At 36.9% G+C, this 16,678-nt stretch carries 20 protein-coding genes and 1 pseudogene; 17 read left to right on the top strand and 4 right to left on the bottom strand.

The features are described from left to right. Window positions 1–498: hypothetical protein (locus OCV43_RS10585; protein ID WP_262624081.1), on the top strand; the 498-nt coding region annotated here is incomplete at its 5' end. 36 nt (window positions 499–534) lie between these two features. Beyond that, complete coding sequence (locus OCV43_RS10580) at window positions 535–3,426, top strand: DEAD/DEAH box helicase (protein WP_262624080.1); 2,892 nt, start codon at window positions 535–537, stop codon at window positions 3,424–3,426. A 77-nt stretch (window positions 3,427–3,503) separates the two neighbouring features. Here the strand turns inward: OCV43_RS10580 and OCV43_RS10575 are convergent, their stop codons facing one another. The 3 genes from OCV43_RS10575 to OCV43_RS10565 form a co-directional block, all read right to left on the bottom strand. Further along, a complete protein-coding gene (locus OCV43_RS10575; protein WP_262624079.1) occupies window positions 3,504–3,770 on the bottom strand; it encodes a hypothetical protein in 267 nt (88 codons plus the stop codon). Then, window positions 3,757–4,140 (bottom strand): plasmid mobilization protein, encoded by a 384-nt coding sequence (locus OCV43_RS10570; RefSeq protein ID WP_262624078.1) that lies wholly within the window; start codon window positions 4,138–4,140, stop codon window positions 3,757–3,759. Before OCV43_RS10570 ends, OCV43_RS10575 begins: the two co-directional genes overlap by 14 nt. Window positions 4,141–4,611: 471 nt before the next feature. After that, window positions 4,612–5,061 carry a helix-turn-helix domain-containing protein gene (locus tag OCV43_RS10565; protein WP_262624077.1) on the bottom strand — a complete coding sequence of 150 codons (450 nt, stop codon included), beginning with the start codon at window positions 5,059–5,061 and terminating at the stop codon, window positions 4,612–4,614. Window positions 5,062–5,241: 180 nt separating this feature from the next. Here OCV43_RS10565 and OCV43_RS10560 point away from each other — a divergent pair, with 180 nt between their 5' ends. The 15 genes and pseudogenes from OCV43_RS10560 (at window position 5,242) to OCV43_RS10490 (ending at window position 15,293) form a co-directional block, all read left to right on the top strand. Beyond that, window positions 5,242–5,436 (top strand): nucleoside/nucleotide kinase family protein, encoded by a 195-nt coding sequence (locus OCV43_RS10560; RefSeq protein WP_132094110.1) that lies wholly within the window; start codon window positions 5,242–5,244, stop codon window positions 5,434–5,436. A 2-nt stretch (window positions 5,437–5,438) separates the two neighbouring features. Beyond that, window positions 5,439–6,542 (top strand): site-specific integrase, encoded by a 1,104-nt coding sequence (locus OCV43_RS10555; RefSeq protein ID WP_262624076.1) that lies wholly within the window; start codon window positions 5,439–5,441, stop codon window positions 6,540–6,542. 13 nt (window positions 6,543–6,555) lie between these two features. Continuing rightward, a complete protein-coding gene (locus tag OCV43_RS10550; protein ID WP_262624075.1) occupies window positions 6,556–6,879 on the top strand; it encodes a plasmid mobilization protein in 324 nt (107 codons plus the stop codon). Between the two features lie 124 nt (window positions 6,880–7,003). Then, window positions 7,004–8,071, top strand: coding sequence for an AAA family ATPase (locus tag OCV43_RS10545; RefSeq protein ID WP_262624074.1), 1,068 nt, complete (start codon window positions 7,004–7,006; stop codon window positions 8,069–8,071). A gap of 66 nt (window positions 8,072–8,137) precedes the next feature. Beyond that, window positions 8,138–8,371 carry a complexin-2 gene (locus tag OCV43_RS10540; RefSeq protein ID WP_262624073.1) on the top strand — a complete coding sequence of 78 codons (234 nt, stop codon included), beginning with the start codon at window positions 8,138–8,140 and terminating at the stop codon, window positions 8,369–8,371. 175 nt (window positions 8,372–8,546) lie between these two features. Next, a pseudogene (locus OCV43_RS14060) lies at window positions 8,547–8,768 on the top strand (DUF5348 domain-containing protein). Window positions 8,769–9,013: 245 nt separating this feature from the next. After that, the gene (locus OCV43_RS10530) at window positions 9,014–10,327 is read left to right on the top strand and encodes a plasmid recombination protein (protein WP_262624084.1); all 1,314 of its coding nucleotides are present in this window, start codon (window positions 9,014–9,016) and stop codon (window positions 10,325–10,327) included. A 14-nt stretch (window positions 10,328–10,341) separates the two neighbouring features. After that, complete coding sequence (locus OCV43_RS10525) at window positions 10,342–10,635, top strand: TnpV protein (protein ID WP_317246663.1); 294 nt, start codon at window positions 10,342–10,344, stop codon at window positions 10,633–10,635. Window positions 10,636–10,883: 248 nt separating this feature from the next. After that, entirely contained in the window at window positions 10,884–11,096 is a 213-nt protein-coding gene (locus OCV43_RS10520) for a helix-turn-helix transcriptional regulator (RefSeq protein ID WP_055195188.1), read from the top strand. Next, window positions 11,083–11,511 (top strand): hypothetical protein, encoded by a 429-nt coding sequence (locus OCV43_RS10515; protein ID WP_262624072.1) that lies wholly within the window; start codon window positions 11,083–11,085, stop codon window positions 11,509–11,511. The genes OCV43_RS10520 and OCV43_RS10515 overlap by 14 nt, the downstream gene beginning before the upstream one ends. A 216-nt stretch (window positions 11,512–11,727) precedes the next feature. Then, the gene (locus tag OCV43_RS10510) at window positions 11,728–11,976 is read left to right on the top strand and encodes a type II toxin-antitoxin system prevent-host-death family antitoxin (RefSeq protein WP_168933414.1); all 249 of its coding nucleotides are present in this window, start codon (window positions 11,728–11,730) and stop codon (window positions 11,974–11,976) included. A gap of 3 nt (window positions 11,977–11,979) precedes the next feature. Further along, on the top strand, window positions 11,980–12,279 hold the full coding sequence (locus OCV43_RS10505) for a type II toxin-antitoxin system RelE/ParE family toxin (protein ID WP_262624071.1): 300 nt from the start codon (window positions 11,980–11,982) through the stop codon (window positions 12,277–12,279). 35 nt (window positions 12,280–12,314) lie between these two features. Then, window positions 12,315–13,004, top strand: a complete 690-nt coding sequence (locus OCV43_RS10500; RefSeq protein WP_262624070.1) for a hypothetical protein — start codon at window positions 12,315–12,317, stop codon at window positions 13,002–13,004. Window positions 13,005–13,239: 235 nt separating this feature from the next. Continuing rightward, window positions 13,240–14,331, top strand: coding sequence for a hypothetical protein (locus tag OCV43_RS10495; RefSeq protein WP_262624069.1), 1,092 nt, complete (start codon window positions 13,240–13,242; stop codon window positions 14,329–14,331). A gap of 8 nt (window positions 14,332–14,339) precedes the next feature. Then, window positions 14,340–15,293: a reverse transcriptase domain-containing protein gene (locus OCV43_RS10490; protein ID WP_262624068.1), complete on the top strand. Its 954-nt coding sequence runs from the start codon at window positions 14,340–14,342 to the stop codon at window positions 15,291–15,293. Between the two features lie 200 nt (window positions 15,294–15,493). Here the strand turns inward: OCV43_RS10490 and OCV43_RS10485 are convergent, their stop codons facing one another. Continuing rightward, on the bottom strand, window positions 15,494–16,597 hold the full coding sequence (locus OCV43_RS10485) for a winged helix-turn-helix domain-containing protein (RefSeq protein ID WP_262624067.1): 1,104 nt from the start codon (window positions 16,595–16,597) through the stop codon (window positions 15,494–15,496). Between the last annotated feature and the right edge of the window lie 81 nt (window positions 16,598–16,678).

Raw genomic sequence — 16,678 nt, 5'->3', positions numbered from 1 at the left:
AAAATAACCTCCAAACTGAGTAATTTTATCTTACATCAGTTTGGAGGTTTACACAAACTTTGGGATGCTCCCTTATATTATGAAAGTGTGTTTCCTTTGATGAATAATATTTTGTTTGTAGTATATTATATTCTTTCGTTGATTACATTGCCGTTAATATACTTGAATCAAGATGTTCTCAATAAAATCGTGGCTATTTTAGGTTATTTAGCGTTGATACTTATTGTGGCAGTTATAAAAATTATAGATAAATTTATTCGTAATAAGAAATTCAGAAAAACACACTGGATGCGTTGTTTAGAAAAATTTACGCTGGATACATCAATATTTACTTATTTTCTAACGTCTATTGGGTATATGCTTGTTATTATGGACAAATTGTATTTTTGGTTAATATATATAATTATGTGTCTGATTTTGGTTGTTGCAGTTTATTATGATATTGTAAAACCGCTAATGAGAGAGAATGGTAGTGTTTCAGGAGGTACAATGAACTAATATGAGAAAATAATATTAGTTCAGGAAGGAAATTATATGGGGAATTATTTTGAGATTCATTACAATGCAATAAAATATCCCATAGATTCAGAAAAAAGCAGAGGATTACGAAATGCTCAATTAGGTGCAATTCACGCAATATCGTCTTTCTTTACACTTAATAAAAAGGATGCAGCTATTGTCATTATGCCGACAGGATCAGGAAAAACAGCTGTGCTTATGTTGACACCATATTTAATACGAAAACAACGAGTATTAGTTGTTACGCGGAGTAAAATGGTTTGTGGACAAATTGCAGAGGATTTTTCTGAACTTAGGACATTGTGTGTAGCTAATGTATTTAATACTTCAATAAAAAAACCTAACGTTTTTGAGCTGGAGCATTTGTATACCAAGGAGTATCAAAAAGACTTGGAGCAAGCAGATGTTATTGTTGCTACACCTAGTTGTGCACTCAGCCTAAGTGAATCTGATTGGGCGAAAGAGAATATTGATTTGGTGGAAGTTGATGAGGCTCATCATACCCCAGCTAAAACATGGCAACAGATATTGGTGAATTTATCTGCTGCAACGCATGTGCTGTTTACAGCAACACCGTTTAGGTTGGATCGAAAAGAGCTGTCAGGTGAAATAGTATATGATTATCCTCTTTCAAAGGCATACGAAGATGGTATTTTTGGCGAAATACAATATGTTCCTGTGGAAAGTGGAATGGATAATGATTTGTGCATTGCTAAAAGAGCTGAGGAGGTATTGCTGAATGATAGAAAAGCTGGGTATGAACATTATCTGATGGTACGTACGGATACTAAAGTAAGTGCTGAAAAACTGGAGGAGTTATATAAGGATAATACTTCATTGAAACTTTCAAAAGTGGATAGTTCAATGAGTAATTCAAAGGTTAAGCATATTTTGAAATTGTTGCGTTCTGGAGAACTGGATGGAATTGTGTGTGTAGATATGCTAGGAGAAGGCTATGATTTTCCTAATCTTAAAATTGCAGCAATACATGTTCCTCATAAATCGCTTGCGAGTACATTACAGTTTATTGGTAGATTTGCTCGGACAAATGCAAAGAATATAGGAAAGGCAAAATTTATTGCGGTAAATAATGAAGAATTAGAAATTGAAAACAATTTACTTTATTCTAAAGATGCTGTATGGCAGGATATGATCATTGGAATGAGTGAAGGAAAGAATAAAAGTGAACAGCAAAATAGAAATTATTATAAAGAATATGTTGTTGAAGATGAGCGTATTCTTGAAAATGTCCCTGTTCATGCAATCAGACCTAATTGTCATGTGAAAATCTATCGTTCTATGAGTTTTGATATAAATGCCGAATTTCCAGAGGTGTGTAACGTGGCAGGAAGAATATTAAGAAATAAACAAGAAAATACGGTAGTAGGAATTGGCTTGGAATATGTATCACCACTTTGGATGGGAAGTGGTGATAAGGTCAATCTTGAATATATTTTATATATAATACATTATCAAACACAAACTCATATGGTACATATATATTCACAGAAACATTCAGAAGCAATGTATGATGAATTGGTATCATCATTTTGTGATTCTTATGATCCGATACCAAAATCAGAAATATATAAAGTATTGGGAAAACTCAAAAACTTCGAGATTTTTAATTCAGGAATGCTGAGTAAGCAATCGCAATCAGGAGAATCATATAGAATAATGGCAGGTTCAGATGTGAGTGATGCAATTGATAAAGATTCGGGTAGAATGTATTCTGCGGGGCATGCATTTTGTAAAGCAGTAGATGATGCAGAAGGAGATATCACAATTGGATATAGTAGTGCTTCGAAAGTTTGGAGCAGTGCTTACAAAGACTTAAAAGATTATATACAGTGGTGTGATGGGTTGGGAAAGAAAATAGCAAATAAAGATATAAAAGTAAAAACAAATACAAATTTTGATTTTTTACCTCAGCCTAAAGCTCTTGTAGAATATCCGGAAGATATCTTTTATGCAGATTTTACTGCGGAAACATATAGTTGTGATCCTGTTATTAAGTATCGTAGAAAAGAGTCGGATTACGAGTGTTGCAGATTAACGGATGCGATGGTTGTGGTGAAAAATTGTGAGAAGACAAAAGTGTCAGTTGAGGTCTCGGTCGGAGAAATTTCAGAGAACTTGGAATGTGATATAAAAGCCAGATATAGAAGTTTGGGAAATAGATTTATTGTATGTTCAGGAAAAGAAGAAATATCAATGGACAAATTTCTCACGGAACAACCACTAATATATAAAACTGTAAAGGACATGACGATAACAGGCATTGATGTAATTGAAGGTGATTTTGAGAGCGAGTTATTTGACAGTAATATAATAGAAGGTATTGATTGGAAGCATTATGATACAAATTTAAAATTGGAATTTAGAAAAAATGACAGCGATACGAGGGTGTCAATTCAGGATGCATTATATAAAATTCTAGAAGCAGATGAAAAATTTAAATATATTATATACGACCATGGTTCAGGTGAAATGGCGGATTATATCACAATTTATGAGACAGATAATGAGTTGGTTGTCGAATTGTATCATGTCAAAAAAATGGGTTCATCATCTTATAACAATAGTGTTGGTGATGTATATGAAGTATCTGGACAAGCAATAAAGTCTGTAACATGGTTTACGACAAAAGGAAAGTTACTTGAAAAGTTCACGAGTCGTCATAATGCTGGGCATTGTATAGTGAAAAAAGGTGGAAATTTTAAGACCATGATAAAAGAGATAAAAACATCTGGAAAAGTATTACGAGGATGTATTTGCATAGTGCAACCGGGGATAAAGAAGAGTAAAGCTATACCAGATAGAATTCAAGAAGTGCTGGCAGCAACAGATTCATATGTTAAAAAAGCTGGCAAAGTTAATCGGCTTAGAATAATGGGGAGCATTTAAAATAATGATAACGGGGATAGGATATATCTCGCCAGTCGCAAAAGAAGTCTGCAACTGGTGAGATAAGAATTATGTTGTTAATTGAATTCATTTATAGCATCCACATATTCCTGTAATCCATTAGGTTTACAAGCTAATTCAGCATACAGCAGAGGATTCTCCTGTGCCAGACGGTATAGATACGCGATATCATCAGGTGTATCGAGCAAGACAGCTGAATTACATTTTTCACAACTGATAATAAGAGGCGTGCCGGTATATGTATCATTGATGGCATTAACAATAACGGAATCTGTATCAGGTTCATACATGCCAAACAGGTAACAAGGGTTATTTTGTTTCATGGTGTTCTCCTTCCCACAGATACTTAGCACCATCAAGCAGATCAATGATGGCTGTAAGCATATTGTTATAGTTGGTCTGTAGTTCTTTGATTTCATCGCTTGTAGGGAGATTGTTTAAAGCTTGATGTTCACAGCAGTTGGTAAATGTTTTCTGCATTTCAAGTAATTGCAGATATAATGCATTAACAGTCTGTACAAGAGGATATATAGTTTCTTTCTTGCCGACAACGCAGATATGGTTATAGATGCAGGAACGGACAAAGTAATCTTTTTTCATCATACCGCTGGTAAGGATGCGAGCTTCGATTTGTTTGCGTTCAGCATCGCTGATTCTAAAACTTATAGTTGGATGTTTGTGTTGATTGCTCATAGAAAAGCTCCTTTCATAGTGGTGGTGGCAGCAGGCACAGTTAAGCACCCGCAAGCCATATTTGATTATTCGTTTTTAGTAGTAAAAGTAGATTATATCTGCCATAGATTTCGTAGATGCAACATGGAATTATTGCAACTAATTTGCTACTAAAGTTTTTGAAAACGACATGAAAAGAGTAACATTAGATGAAATAGATGCGGTGGAATGCCGCATAAAATCAGCATTTTTGATTTGATGATACTTCCTTTGGGAAGAGTTTGAGTAATGAAAAAAATCTGAGAACCCGCATAAACAGGGCGTTTGAGAGACATCAAGGTTCTATTTGATAACAAAATGATAACACTGGAAACCATGCATTTATTCTTGCGTGAGCCGGAGGTTATCAGGTAAATATTATTTTTGACCAACATAAAAAGGTCTTACCGAATTGAGTGAAATCAGTTTGGTAAGGCCTTTTTTGCTGGTTTTTTATTTTTTCACGTTGGGATAGTTATACCGCCATTGGTCGTATTCTTCTTTCGTGATCTCCCCGGATTCCAGTTTTGCAGATTGTTCCTGCCATTCGTGGAACATATCAAACATAGAAAGGTAGGTGGTACCCTTGGTTTTATCAAGCCGCAGGCAGAGTTCCCCATCAATCTCGCCGATATGCAGACCGTAGAGGTCTTCTAGTGCAAACAGCGTGTGCATGAGTCCTACATAGCTGTCAATATCCGGGATAGCCAGTGCATGGGGAGATACCTCGAAAATATCAGCCAGTGCATTGAGATATTTTTCTTTCGGGCTGCGTGCCCCTTTTTCGTACTGTGCAATACGGACATCTGCCTGCATATCGCTGAAGCCAAGCTGCTGTCCAAGGTACTTCTGCGTGAACCCATGCAGAAGTCTGAAATGATGGATTCTTTCACCAATCGCCATAACTATCGCTCCTATCTGTTGTTGATAGAAAAAGTATAGCATAAAAGTATAGTGCCGACAAGGAGAACTGATACAAAAAAGTATAGAATTTTTATTTACGGATGCTTGACCAATACAAAAAAGTATAGTAACATATAACCAATACAGAAATGTATAGTAAAAACAAAGGAGGATTTATCAATGGAAAAAATGTTTATGAGAGTGGATGAAGTGATGGAGGCATTGGAGGTTTCCGAATCCTATGCGTACAAGCTGATTAAAAGGCTGAACAGGGAGCTGGAAGCGATGGGATGCCAGACTATCCCCGGTCGAGTTGACCGCAAGTATTTTTACCAGCAGTTCTATGGAACTAAATCATATGATGGGAGGGGCTAAGAATGGCAGTTTACAAGAATGAAAGCAATAACACATGGTACGTTATGACAAGGTATCAGGACTGGACAGGAGAGCGCAAGCAGAAATGCAAGCGTGGCTTTAAAACGAAGCGGGAGGCAATGGAATGGGAGAATCAGTTCCAACTTCAGAAAAGAGCAAGTGTCAATATGACGATGGAAAGCTTCTGCAAATTATATGAGGAGGATGTAAAGCCAGGTATGAAGAGAAGTACCTGGCTGACAAAGGAAAGTATTATCCGTAGTAAAATCATCCCTTATCTGGGTCAGAGGAAAGTATCTGAGATTACCGCCAAGGATGTGATTGATTGGCAGAATGCCATGCGGAAATTGAAAAATAAGTCGGGGAAACCGATTGCCCCAACGTATTTGAAAACTATTCACGGACAATTAAGTGCGATTTTCAACCATGCAATGAAATTCTATGATCTGGCAGCCAATCCGGCGCAGAAAGCAGGAACAATGGGTGCAGAGGAAAGTAAGGAAATGGAATTCTGGACGAAAGAAGAGTATCTAAAATTTTCCGAGGCAATGATGGACAAACCGATTTCCTATTATGCATTTGAACTGCTCTACTGGTGCGGAGTCCGTGAAGGCGAACTTCTCGCCCTTTCTCCTTCGGACTTCAATTTTGAGAAGAGAACCCTGCGGATCAATAAGTCTTATCAACGCCTGGAGGGGGAGGATGTGATCTCTACCCCAAAGACCAAGAACAGCAACCGGATTGTAAAGATGCCCCAGTTTTTATGTGATGAGATGCAGGACTTTTTCAAACAGTATTACAGCCTGCAGCCGGATGACCGGATTTTCCCGGTAACGAAATATTATCTCTCCCACGAGATGGACCGTGGCTGTAAAGAAAGCGGGGTAAAAAGAATCCGGGTACATGATCTCCGTCACAGCCATGTTTCCCTGCTGATTAATATGGGATTTACAGCTCTTGCAATCGGAAAACGTGTAGGGCATTCTGCAGAAAAGATCACTTACCGGTATGCACATTTATTCCCATCCGTGCAGACGGAGATGGTAGACCGATTGGATCAGGAACGGATGGATGTAATGTTTGAGACTGAAGAAATTGCGAAGTAGAGGAGGAAAACAGATGTCAGCAAAAAACATGGACAGTCAGGGACGTTGGAGAAATAAGACCGTAGCTTTCCGGGTATCACCGGAAGAGGATGAATTGATTGAAACGCTGGTCAGATTATCCGGTCTTACGAAGCAGGAATACATTGTCCGGCGCCTGCAGGAAAAAGAAATTGTCGTAGTAGGGAATCCAAGAGTGTATAAAGCACTGAAAATGGAACTGGCAAAAGTTCTGGAGGAGCTTCAGCGCATCAAAGGAGGTGAGGAAGTACCAAAAGATTTATTGGATGTGATTAAACAGATTACGGTAATGATGAAAGGGATGAAAGATGGACAGTAAAAAGCCTTTAAGTGTCGGCAAACACCTAAAGGCAGGAATTTGGTAGAATACTCAGACCAAAACTTTCTATGGGTATTCTATCAAAATCTCCTGTTTCTTTCAACGGGAAAATAAGGAGGAACGGATGGAAACAAACAGAGTAGAGATAAAGAAAACAGAAACAAAAAGGATGGAGCCGGATATGAAGTTGATCAATATGGAAACGGTGGAGGTGGAACAGATTGAATGGCTGTTTTACCCGTTTATCCCTTATGGGAAGGTAACGATTATTCAGGGAGATCCCGGTGAAGGCAAGACCACGATGGTACTTCAGATCATTGCAAAGCTGACCAAGGGTGAGGAGATTCTTCCGAGGCAGGAAAATACAGCAGAGGCAAAGGATGGAGTAGAAACGGCTGCTGATTCTGATATGAAATTATCGGAAAGTCCAATAGAGCCTGTGAATGTCATTTACCAGACTGCAGAGGATGGACTGGGCGATACGATTAAGCCGAGGCTTTTGGCGGCTGGTGCAGACTGTTCCAGAGTATTGGTCATTGATGACCGGGAGCAGCCACTTACTATGCTGGATATCCGGCTGGAGGAAGCTATTGTACAGACAAAAGCCCGTCTGGTGGTATTAGACCCAATACAAGGCTTCCTTGGTGCAGAGGTGGATATGCACCGGGCAAATGAAATCCGCCCGTTAATGAAACGTGTAGCGGTGCTTGCAGAGAAATATCACTGTGCAATCATTTTGATCGGGCATATGAACAAAAACAGCAATGGAAAGTCTTCTTATCGTGGCTTAGGTTCTATTGATTTTCAGGCTGCAGCCAGAAGCGTGCTAATCGTGGGGCGAATTAAGGATGAACCGGAAATCCGTGTGGTATGTCACGTGAAAAGCTCCCTTGCACCGGAAGGAAAGTCTATAGCATTCCGTCTGGATAAGGAGACGGGTTTTGAATGGATCGGGGAATATGACATCAGCGCAGATGATCTGCTCAGTGGTGACAGCAGAGGGCAAAAAAGCCGGAAAGAGAAAGAGTTCTTGCTGGAGATACTGGCTAACGGTGGTATGGCTCAGAGAAAGATTGAAGAAGAAGCTGAAAAGCGTGGGATTAAGAAGAAAACACTGCGAAATGCAAAACTGGAACTGGAGATTGATTCTGTAAAACGTGGCAATCAATGGTTCTGGATGTTGTCAGAATAAAAGGAAGATGGCAAGATGACTATTTCTTAAGAACAGGGCATCTTGCCACCTTGAAAGGAGCAAGCAATGAAAAATGTACAGATTCCACAGGAATTATTTATGAAACTTCTTCGGTATCATCTGCTTGACGATGATAGCTGCACGGAAGAAGTGAAAAACGGATTGGAGCAGAAAATGAATGCTATGGTGGAACGGGAATTATATACGAGATCCAAAACTGCCCCGACGGAGGAGGAACGGGAAAAAGCCCGGCAGGAGTATCTGGACAGGCGTGGAATACCGGAGGATTTCCGTTGGTAGTTCTTTCCTGACTACGATAGGACAGGCGCGTGGCACGCTCCTGTATCGTTGGCGGACAAGGAAAAGCAGCAGATGTGAGGACGGAAGTTTTTGGCATTGCGGAAAGGGAGCCCTGTTTCAGGGCATCCTTCGCGAGTGATTTTGAGTTTAATCCGATTGGAAAGGGGACTGGAAAATGAGAGAAGGAAGGCTTGGTTACAACAGTAGCAACGGAAGATACGGTATCTTGTCATCGGACTTATGGATTGATACCGGATTGCACTGTGGGGAATGCCTGCAGATTTTAATGGATGGCAAATGGGTATAGACCCGGATGGAAATGGATGTTGCCCGGAACTGGTATCTGGTGGGGACACCTTACCGTGGTGATCTGGAATATATCCGGGCAAGGATATAACCGGGCACAGCCACACTGACCGAAGGGAGGAAAAGGTCTTCGCTCCGCTTCGGTCGGTGCAGAACAGACGTCCCTCGGACGTCTTGCCCCCGGCAGGGCGCAAGGGTACTTTTGATGGACGGTACGGCTGTCGAAAGTGCTTTTGCGTTACTTTTGACAAAAGTAACAAAACCGCCGTATCCGGCGCATATTTCTTTTTGCCGTATCCGGCATTTTTATAAGCGAGGGAGGTGAGAATAGTGGAAATGAAAAGGACGATCAGCGGTATGATTGGAAAAGGTTCTATCGCCCACAATGAGAGAAAGTTTATTGCAGAAAACGTAGATGCTGCCCGGACAATCCGAAACGTGGTATTGCAGTCAGAGAATGTGAAGGACGTCTATCATGAATTATTTGATGAAGCAATTGAACGGTACAACGCAAAACAAAAACGGAAAGACAGGAAAATTGAAGATTATTATGAGCACATCCGAACTGGGAAACAGGAGAAAGTTTTCCACGAAGCAATTTTTCAAATTGGGAATAAAGACGATACCGGGTGCTTAAGTAGAGAAGGGCAGATTGCCAGACTGGCATTACTGGATTTTGCAAAATATTTTCAAAAGAGGAACCCACAGTTCCGGGTATTCGGTATATATCTACATATGGATGAGGCAACACCACATCTTCATATTGATTTTGTGCCGTATGTAACTGGAAGTAAACGAGGGCCGGATACCAGAGTATCCATGAAACAGGCACTGGCATCCAGAGGCTTTGTCGGAAAGGGCAGGGAAAATACAGAATATAATCAGTGGATGGAATCGGAGAAACAAGAGCTGGCGAAGATCGCAGAAAGATATGGGATGATCTGGGAGCAAAAAGGTACACACCGGGAGCATCTGGATGTCTTAAATTTCAAAAAGGAACAGCGTGAGCAGGAAGTGGCAGCTCTGGAAGAGCAGAAAGCACAGCTACAGAAGGAAACGGCTGCATGCCATGAACTGGCGGGTAATCTTCATGAGGAATTGAAGCAGACTGGGGATGAGCTACAGAAAAAGAAAGCAGAGCGTGCCCAGGCAGAAAAGGAAGCAGAACAGGCAAAAGCAGCTGCCGATAAATATGAGAAAAGTCTGAACAAAGCAAAAACTATTGCAAAAGAGCTCCAGAAATATGCCGGTGAATTCTCAAAACCGGTTGATGAGGTACTTCCAGAGGCTGGGATGCTGGAAAGTGCCAAGAGTTACCGGGATAAAAAGGCATATCCGGTAATCAGTGAACTGAAAGAGCTACTGTATGGTTTGTATCTGAAATATATTCAAATAAAAGAGCAGTTAGATCAGGTCGTTTATAAGTATGATAGACTGAAAAATTCCAATCATACATTAGCGGAGCAGAAACAGGAATTGTTGAATGAAAATTCCGTTCTGTGGGAAGAAAATAAGGATTATCGACGATTAAAACGTGCAGTTGGAGAAGAACGTTCCAAATATCTCATTCAAAACGAAAAAAGCAGAGAGATGGCTGAGAAAAACAGAAGAAAAGAAAATAAGCAGTCGCATGACCGAGACGCAAGATAAGGAGGATTGACGTTATGGATAAGCATATTTACGATGAAAAGAATGGTCTGGGCTACACGTTGTATGGGGATTATTATCTGCCGGATATGGAATTGCCTGAGGACGAAGAAGCACATTACGGGAAGTATGAAGTACTCCGGAAAACATATCTCAAGGAGCAAGGAAAACCGTACTATCAGATGTTGATGTTGCAAGGGAAGCTTAATAAACATCTGAACAGAGTGGATCGCAAAGCGCATGAGTGGATGGAAATTCTGGTAGCACAGATAGCAGAAAAACAGGGAGTTACAGAACAGTTTAAAGCATAACAGCCGATGCTGTGGGTACAAAGGATGAATGGAATAAGGACTGCAGTAGAGGCAATAGTGTTTACAGAGATTATATATGGGTAAGAAGTGAAAAAGAAAGAATATCATTGTTTTTGTCATTATCAAATAAGGAGTTCATTTTTATTTCCTTTTATGGAAAGCTAACTTAACATTTCTGCATAATCATGTATAATCAAAATATGGAAAGTTAACTTTCCGCGAATGAAAAGGGGATGAGAAAAGAATCAATGAAAAACAGATTAGAAGAATTAAGAAAGGAAAGAGGAATTAAGCAAGAAGAATTAGCGTCTGCCATGGAGGTTTCAAGACAGACCATTGGCTCCTTAGAAAATGGAAGATACAATCCGTCCATTTTGTTAGCCTTTAAACTTGCCAGGTATTTTGGTATGAGTATCGAAGAAATATTTATTTATGAGGAGGAGAAACATGAAGAAAAGTAATAAAATCATGTTAGCAATTTATATCGTTATTGGTATAGCTTTAGTAATTATTGGAGTTACTATTCAAGTAGATTATTATTCCTCAATGATTTTTGCCATGGGATTCGCATTGATTTTTAGTAGTATTTTGCAGTTAGTGAGATATTATCACAATACAAGACCAGAAAATGTAGAAGCATATCGTAAAAAAGTACGCCAACAGGAAATTAATTTAAAGGATGAAAGAAAGGTACAGCTTCGTAATCGTGCGGGATATATATCATGGGCAGTTACTATGGTGGCGTGTTTTATTGCTTCGTTTATTGCTGCACTATTTCGTGCAGGTACATTAATTGTATGTATTCTTGCCGGTGTTGCAGTTGCAGAGTATATATTAGCTACGATTATATATCGTTATTTGTGTAAAAAGATGTAAATAGCAATGTTTTATCTAGATAAATATAATCAAGAATGAATCGTTGATGTTTTGATTGATAATAATTGGTGAATTCCTTGTCGGGATATTATTGAAGAATTGATGGTTACTATTTGAAAAATAAGAAAGCTGTAAAATTTTAAGTTGAATTTTACAGCTTTTTCGCATATAATAAATATAGAAAAAACAGTGCATCAAGAAAGGAGACCGGTCTATATGGCGAATATTTTACCAGTATCTGATTTGAGAAATTATAATGAAGTTTTAAAAAATTGCCGGACTGGAGAGCCGGTGTTTTTGACGAAAAATGGCAGAGGGCGTTTTGTAGTGCTTGATATAGAAGATTATGAGCGTGATCGTGCAGAGAAAAAGCTATTAATGAAGCTACAGGAGGCAGAGGAGGCAGTCAAAGATGGCGAAGGCTGGCTTAGCTTGGACGAACTAAAAGCCCTTGTGGGGGAGTAAATTATGCTGAAATTACGAATTAACCCATTAGTTGCAACGGATTTAAAAGAAATTCGTGATTATATCGCTGAGGATAATGCAGAATATGCGGCAAAGACGATTAAAGAAATCTACGGTAAATTCGAGAATATTCAGATGTTTCCGGGGATAGGTGCAGATCTCTCCAAAAGAGTCAGTTTCCGAACAGATTACAAGTATGCAGTTTGGGAGAATTATGTGATTGTTTATAAAGTGGGAGAAGAGTATGTAGAGATTTACCGGGTGGTAAATCGGTATCGGGACATTACAAAATTATTTGAATAGTTATTGTGGATTCAAAATTCACTGAAGGAAAAAGGATGAGTAATTTTATAGAAGACTTAGATGAAAGATATCGGAGAGAACGTAAGAAAAACAGGATTAAGAAAGAAGATAAGACTTTTGTATGTAATATTCCCCTTAGAGTGAAATTGTATGGAAGTATAAACGAGAACTACATAATTAGGAAGGGAAAACTTACGAGATTTTTGTATATAAAGAATGGTTGTAGAGTGCATTTTACAGATGCTGATATTTTGACCATGTTACTTCAAATTCAAAATAAGGATACAATGACTTCTCTTATTGAAAATTTGGAGATAGCATATAAAAGTTGTGTTGAAAAATATTATATATGGATTGGTAAGAAAAAGTATGAAATAGAGGGTATACCTCAGATAGAAGATGAGCAGATTCTTATGAATCCACAAGATGTTGATATCTCGTTTAATGAATTATTTGTTTTGATAAACCTAGTTTTATCAAAAGATCAAGCGTCTACTCCATTATGGCCAAGTAGACCAAATTTTTTTAAACATACAACATCAAAATACATTACTCTAATAAAATATTATTATTATGGAGATATGAAAGCAAGAAAGTATTTATTAAACATGGGATATAATGTAGATGAGGACATTTATTCTAATTATAATACGCTTGATAAACGAGATGAAAAAAGAGGATTCTTTTCTGATTTTGAAGTATTTGAAAAGTCAGGAGTATTGTGATACAATTATCTTGGATCCTAGTACAGCTTTTTGCTCCCTCAGCGTTTGAGGATAAGGTAATTAAAATTTGGTTAAATTTGTTCGACTGCGTCGATGTTTTGTGACAAGTCAATTTATTCTGAGAACCTACGAATGTCGGCAAGCTTGCCGCCATTAGTAGAACCCCAGAATAAATCAACTTGGTTACAAAGAACTGTTACCAAATTTAAGTAGGATCCTTTTTTGTGGAGAAAAAATGAAACGATATATTTTTAAAGAACAGGAATTTTCTAATGAATATCGATATATTTTCTTATGTGGTTCACATTACGTAAGAAGTAATAAAAAGGATAAAAGAAATGTATTGCGTGAATTTTTGAAAAAGGAAAATGCAAATTATTGTCCAATTATTTTGGAAGATAATTTCATGTTTAGAAATAAAACATCTCGCTTTTTGCTATATGACGATATTTATATGAAAGATTTATATCAGGTAGAAATGGTGACAAATTATTTATCTGATAATAATATAATTATTCATGAAAGCATTTCTACAGGTGCTGAAACGGGGTTGTTTTTGAGTGAACAGAGTGCATTAAGTAAAACGTGCTTATTACTTCCAGATGAAACGGCAATTGAAGAAAGTAAGTTAGGACAGTTTATTCGTTTGGCTTTTTTACAAGAGCCAAATTCGGCAGAAGTAATAAAGTTTTATCCTAGAATTGAAAAAAATATACTTTCAAATGATGTGAAGTATTGGCATTCTTATTTTGTAGATGACAAGATAGGAAGAAATTTAGGTAATCAAATTCTTGAGTTTTTAGAAAGAGAAAATTTGATTTATAAGATTGAATTTACAAAAAGTATGGAAAAAGTGAAAGAGGGGCTTATTCATTATAAAAAGAAAAATACTACTTTAGAAATAACTTTATTGCCAAGGGTACTTTTAAATTGTATTGCTGCCATATTAAATATTAGTGAATTGTCAAAAAAGATTTTTAGCGCTGAAGAAAAAGAAATGAAAGAATATATAGAGGATATAAAAGACTGTTTATTTGAAGTGTTTATTCAAACTATTGGAGAAAAAACGGGGGAGAATTTCGAACGGTGTTCTATTCATGCAAAAATGAATATTAAGCGTGTATATATTTCTGGGATAATAGGAATGTGCCTGTATTTATTTCAAGCGGCGGGGTTTATTGATATCGTTAAGGCAGAAGATTATGTGGAAAGTAATAAAGTTGGAATTACTAGAAAGATGGTCACTTATCATGATGGAACAAAACATTTTTTCTATGAAAAATATTCGGGGTGCATAGAATGCGCAATTGATACGCAGATAGTATGAGGGATAGGATGAAGGAACAGCTAGTAGTAAAATACATTAAAACAAAAAACAAGGTAAGAAAAATTGTAACGTATACTGAAAATGGAGAATTAAGACGATACCATGAAGAAGTTGTAAAATATCTTGAGAAATATACAACAAATTCTATTTTTGCAAAAGCATATGTACCAAGATCATCTATTTACAAAAATGCGAAAGCGCATATGTATAATGATATTTTTGTTAAAATGGATATAAAAAATTTTTTTCCGAATATAAATCATAAGTACTTGGCAGAATGTTTATTTTTTGAACTGAATAAGAATACGCAGATAAGCAGGAAGGAATGTTACGATATTGTGCGTAAATGTAGTGTTGGTGAGAAGGGTCTTCCTTTGGGGCTTGTTTCATCTCCAGCATTGGCGAATCTTTATATGAAAGAATTTGACGGATTATTGTATGGTAAGCTTAAAAAGATGGAATTAAACAACCCTATTTACACTCGTTATGCAGATGATATCGTTATTTCGTTTAAAACGGGTAAGGATGACTTCGAAAAGATAGACAATATTAAAGCGGAAGTTCAGAGTTTGCTGAAGAAAGTACATTTAACTTTGAATGAGAAAAAAACGAAAAGCTATACCTTGAATAAATCAAATCATGTAAGAATCACAGGAATTAGTATTACAAAAGATGAAAATAATTATAGGCATATTAGTGTTGGAAAAAAATTGAAGAATCAGATTTTTTGGGATGCTATTAATATGTATGATCAGAAAGTAAAAGATTATACAAAAATTGAACATTTAAAAGGTATTTTTTCTTTCGCCTTGTCAATAGAAAAAAAGGATATTGAAAATTTTTATTCAGAAAACATGAAACATCTAATCAAAATAAGAGGTTATGACAGTTTGAAAGAGTTAATTAAAGATTTGGGAAGTGACGTTGATAAAAATGATAACAAAGCAGTGATAACAAATTGATAAAACCATTCGGTACAGACCATAAGGTCGGAATAGTTGGACAAAAATAAAACAAAATAGAACCAAAACACCTATACAAAACTGTATAGAATCAATTTCAAATTTGCGAGTTTGAGTAAAAAAATGGAGCTCGGAAATCCAGTGTTTATGCGGATTTCCGGGCTCTTGCTATGTGGTTTGAGTACAGATTGAGTACAAAATTATAAAATATTAGAATTAACTTGCCATCTGGTTTGTTTGCCTTCGCCTATTTTGCTAATAGCTCCAATCTTTTGGAGATTAGATATTCTACGGCGAATAGATTCAGACGTATAGTTTGTGTATTCCGAAATTTCACGTAATGAAGTATTAGGGTGTGTTAAAATAAAGTCTATAATTTTTCTGTCAATTTCATTGTACCCATGTGTTTTACTATAGGACATTAGTTCGTGTTGCTTTTGCTTGAATTCATCATCATTCCCAGAAATTCGTGCATTATATATAGATTTTAATAATATATATACATCGTTAAGCTTTCTATAAATTGAAGTGTTTACAGATTTATCAGTATCTAAACTATGTACCAGTGCATTTCTGTAGCGACGAAATTCATCTATGATGCTGTAGGTTTCGCGATTGATGATTTCATTGCGAAGCAGAACATCTAGTGCCTCGAAAATTTGTATTTTATATGTGGAATTTGGGGATTCTATTAAAAAGCAAGCAAAATCTTTTAAAAGTTTTTCAAGTAAATTATAATCTGTTATAAAAGGACTGAAATTTTCAGAAGGCTCACTTTCCACTGTTTTGGTTTTATATTCGGCATCAATAGAATCTTTGTCAAGGCTGCCTTTTTCTTTTATTGTATTCGGATTTAAATAGCAAACAAATCGTATTAGTTCAATCATAATATAGACAAAAATGATGACTGTCTCTGTCATGGAAAAAGGTGCTAATAGGTTGAATACATTGTCATATACAGCTAGAACAATTAAACAAAGAATAATATTAATAGTACTTAGGATAATAATATACATTAAAGAGATATAGTAGTCATGTCTTGTATCTTCCACATATTCAGTAATGGTAGTGTCTGTTTCTGAAAGTGTTTTCAGTTTGGAATCTACCATACTGTAACCAGCAATTGTCAATCCAAGAAGGGCTCCTATTACCTGGGCTAAAGATGAGTATATATAAAGAATTTGATTTTCGTTTAAGAAAACGTATTCAATTTTGAATATCCAACAATTTATTAAGTTGAGCAATGACAAAATAATGCAACTTAATAACAGGATTTTATGGAAATATTTTTTAATAAAACTCATTTTTAGCTCCTCAATTGGGTAAAAAAATAGAACGCCGTCGCAACGCCGTCCTTACAAAAACACATAGGTTTTTATGATTCT

Origin of the sequence: Roseburia amylophila (genome assembly GCF_025567465.1) — a bacterium.
Taxonomy (GTDB): Bacteria; Bacillota; Clostridia; order Lachnospirales; family Lachnospiraceae; genus Roseburia_C; species Roseburia_C amylophila.
The sequence above is the reverse complement of the archived record's forward strand: the minus strand, read 5'-3'. Positions and strand labels throughout refer to the sequence as shown.

Excerpts from the sequence above, each read along its gene's own strand:
- OCV43_RS10540 (WP_262624073.1), top strand. The coding sequence starts at position 8,138 with ATGAAAAATGTACAGATTCCACAGGAATTATTTATGAAACTTCTTCGG.
- OCV43_RS10580 (WP_262624080.1), top strand. The coding sequence starts at position 535 with ATGGGGAATTATTTTGAGATTCATTACAATGCAATAAAATATCCCATA.
- OCV43_RS10530 (WP_262624084.1), top strand. The coding sequence starts at position 9,014 with ATGAAAAGGACGATCAGCGGTATGATTGGAAAAGGTTCTATCGCCCAC.
- OCV43_RS10500 (WP_262624070.1), top strand. The coding sequence starts at position 12,315 with ATGAGTAATTTTATAGAAGACTTAGATGAAAGATATCGGAGAGAACGT.
- OCV43_RS10555 (WP_262624076.1), top strand. The coding sequence starts at position 5,439 with ATGGCAGTTTACAAGAATGAAAGCAATAACACATGGTACGTTATGACA.
- OCV43_RS10505 (WP_262624071.1), top strand. The coding sequence starts at position 11,980 with ATGCTGAAATTACGAATTAACCCATTAGTTGCAACGGATTTAAAAGAA.
- OCV43_RS10570 (WP_262624078.1), bottom strand. The coding sequence starts at position 4,140 with ATGAGCAATCAACACAAACATCCAACTATAAGTTTTAGAATCAGCGAT.
- OCV43_RS10485 (WP_262624067.1), bottom strand. The coding sequence starts at position 16,597 with ATGAGTTTTATTAAAAAATATTTCCATAAAATCCTGTTATTAAGTTGC.
- OCV43_RS10550 (WP_262624075.1), top strand. The coding sequence starts at position 6,556 with ATGTCAGCAAAAAACATGGACAGTCAGGGACGTTGGAGAAATAAGACC.
- OCV43_RS10525 (WP_317246663.1), top strand. The coding sequence starts at position 10,342 with ATGGATAAGCATATTTACGATGAAAAGAATGGTCTGGGCTACACGTTG.
- OCV43_RS10520 (WP_055195188.1), top strand. The coding sequence starts at position 10,884 with ATGAAAAACAGATTAGAAGAATTAAGAAAGGAAAGAGGAATTAAGCAA.
- OCV43_RS10575 (WP_262624079.1), bottom strand. The coding sequence starts at position 3,770 with ATGAAACAAAATAACCCTTGTTACCTGTTTGGCATGTATGAACCTGAT.
- OCV43_RS10495 (WP_262624069.1), top strand. The coding sequence starts at position 13,240 with ATGAAACGATATATTTTTAAAGAACAGGAATTTTCTAATGAATATCGA.
- OCV43_RS10565 (WP_262624077.1), bottom strand. The coding sequence starts at position 5,061 with ATGGCGATTGGTGAAAGAATCCATCATTTCAGACTTCTGCATGGGTTC.
- OCV43_RS10510 (WP_168933414.1), top strand. The coding sequence starts at position 11,728 with ATGGCGAATATTTTACCAGTATCTGATTTGAGAAATTATAATGAAGTT.
- OCV43_RS10515 (WP_262624072.1), top strand. The coding sequence starts at position 11,083 with ATGAAGAAAAGTAATAAAATCATGTTAGCAATTTATATCGTTATTGGT.
- OCV43_RS10545 (WP_262624074.1), top strand. The coding sequence starts at position 7,004 with ATGGAAACAAACAGAGTAGAGATAAAGAAAACAGAAACAAAAAGGATG.
- OCV43_RS10560 (WP_132094110.1), top strand. The coding sequence starts at position 5,242 with ATGGAAAAAATGTTTATGAGAGTGGATGAAGTGATGGAGGCATTGGAG.
- OCV43_RS10490 (WP_262624068.1), top strand. The coding sequence starts at position 14,340 with ATGAAGGAACAGCTAGTAGTAAAATACATTAAAACAAAAAACAAGGTA.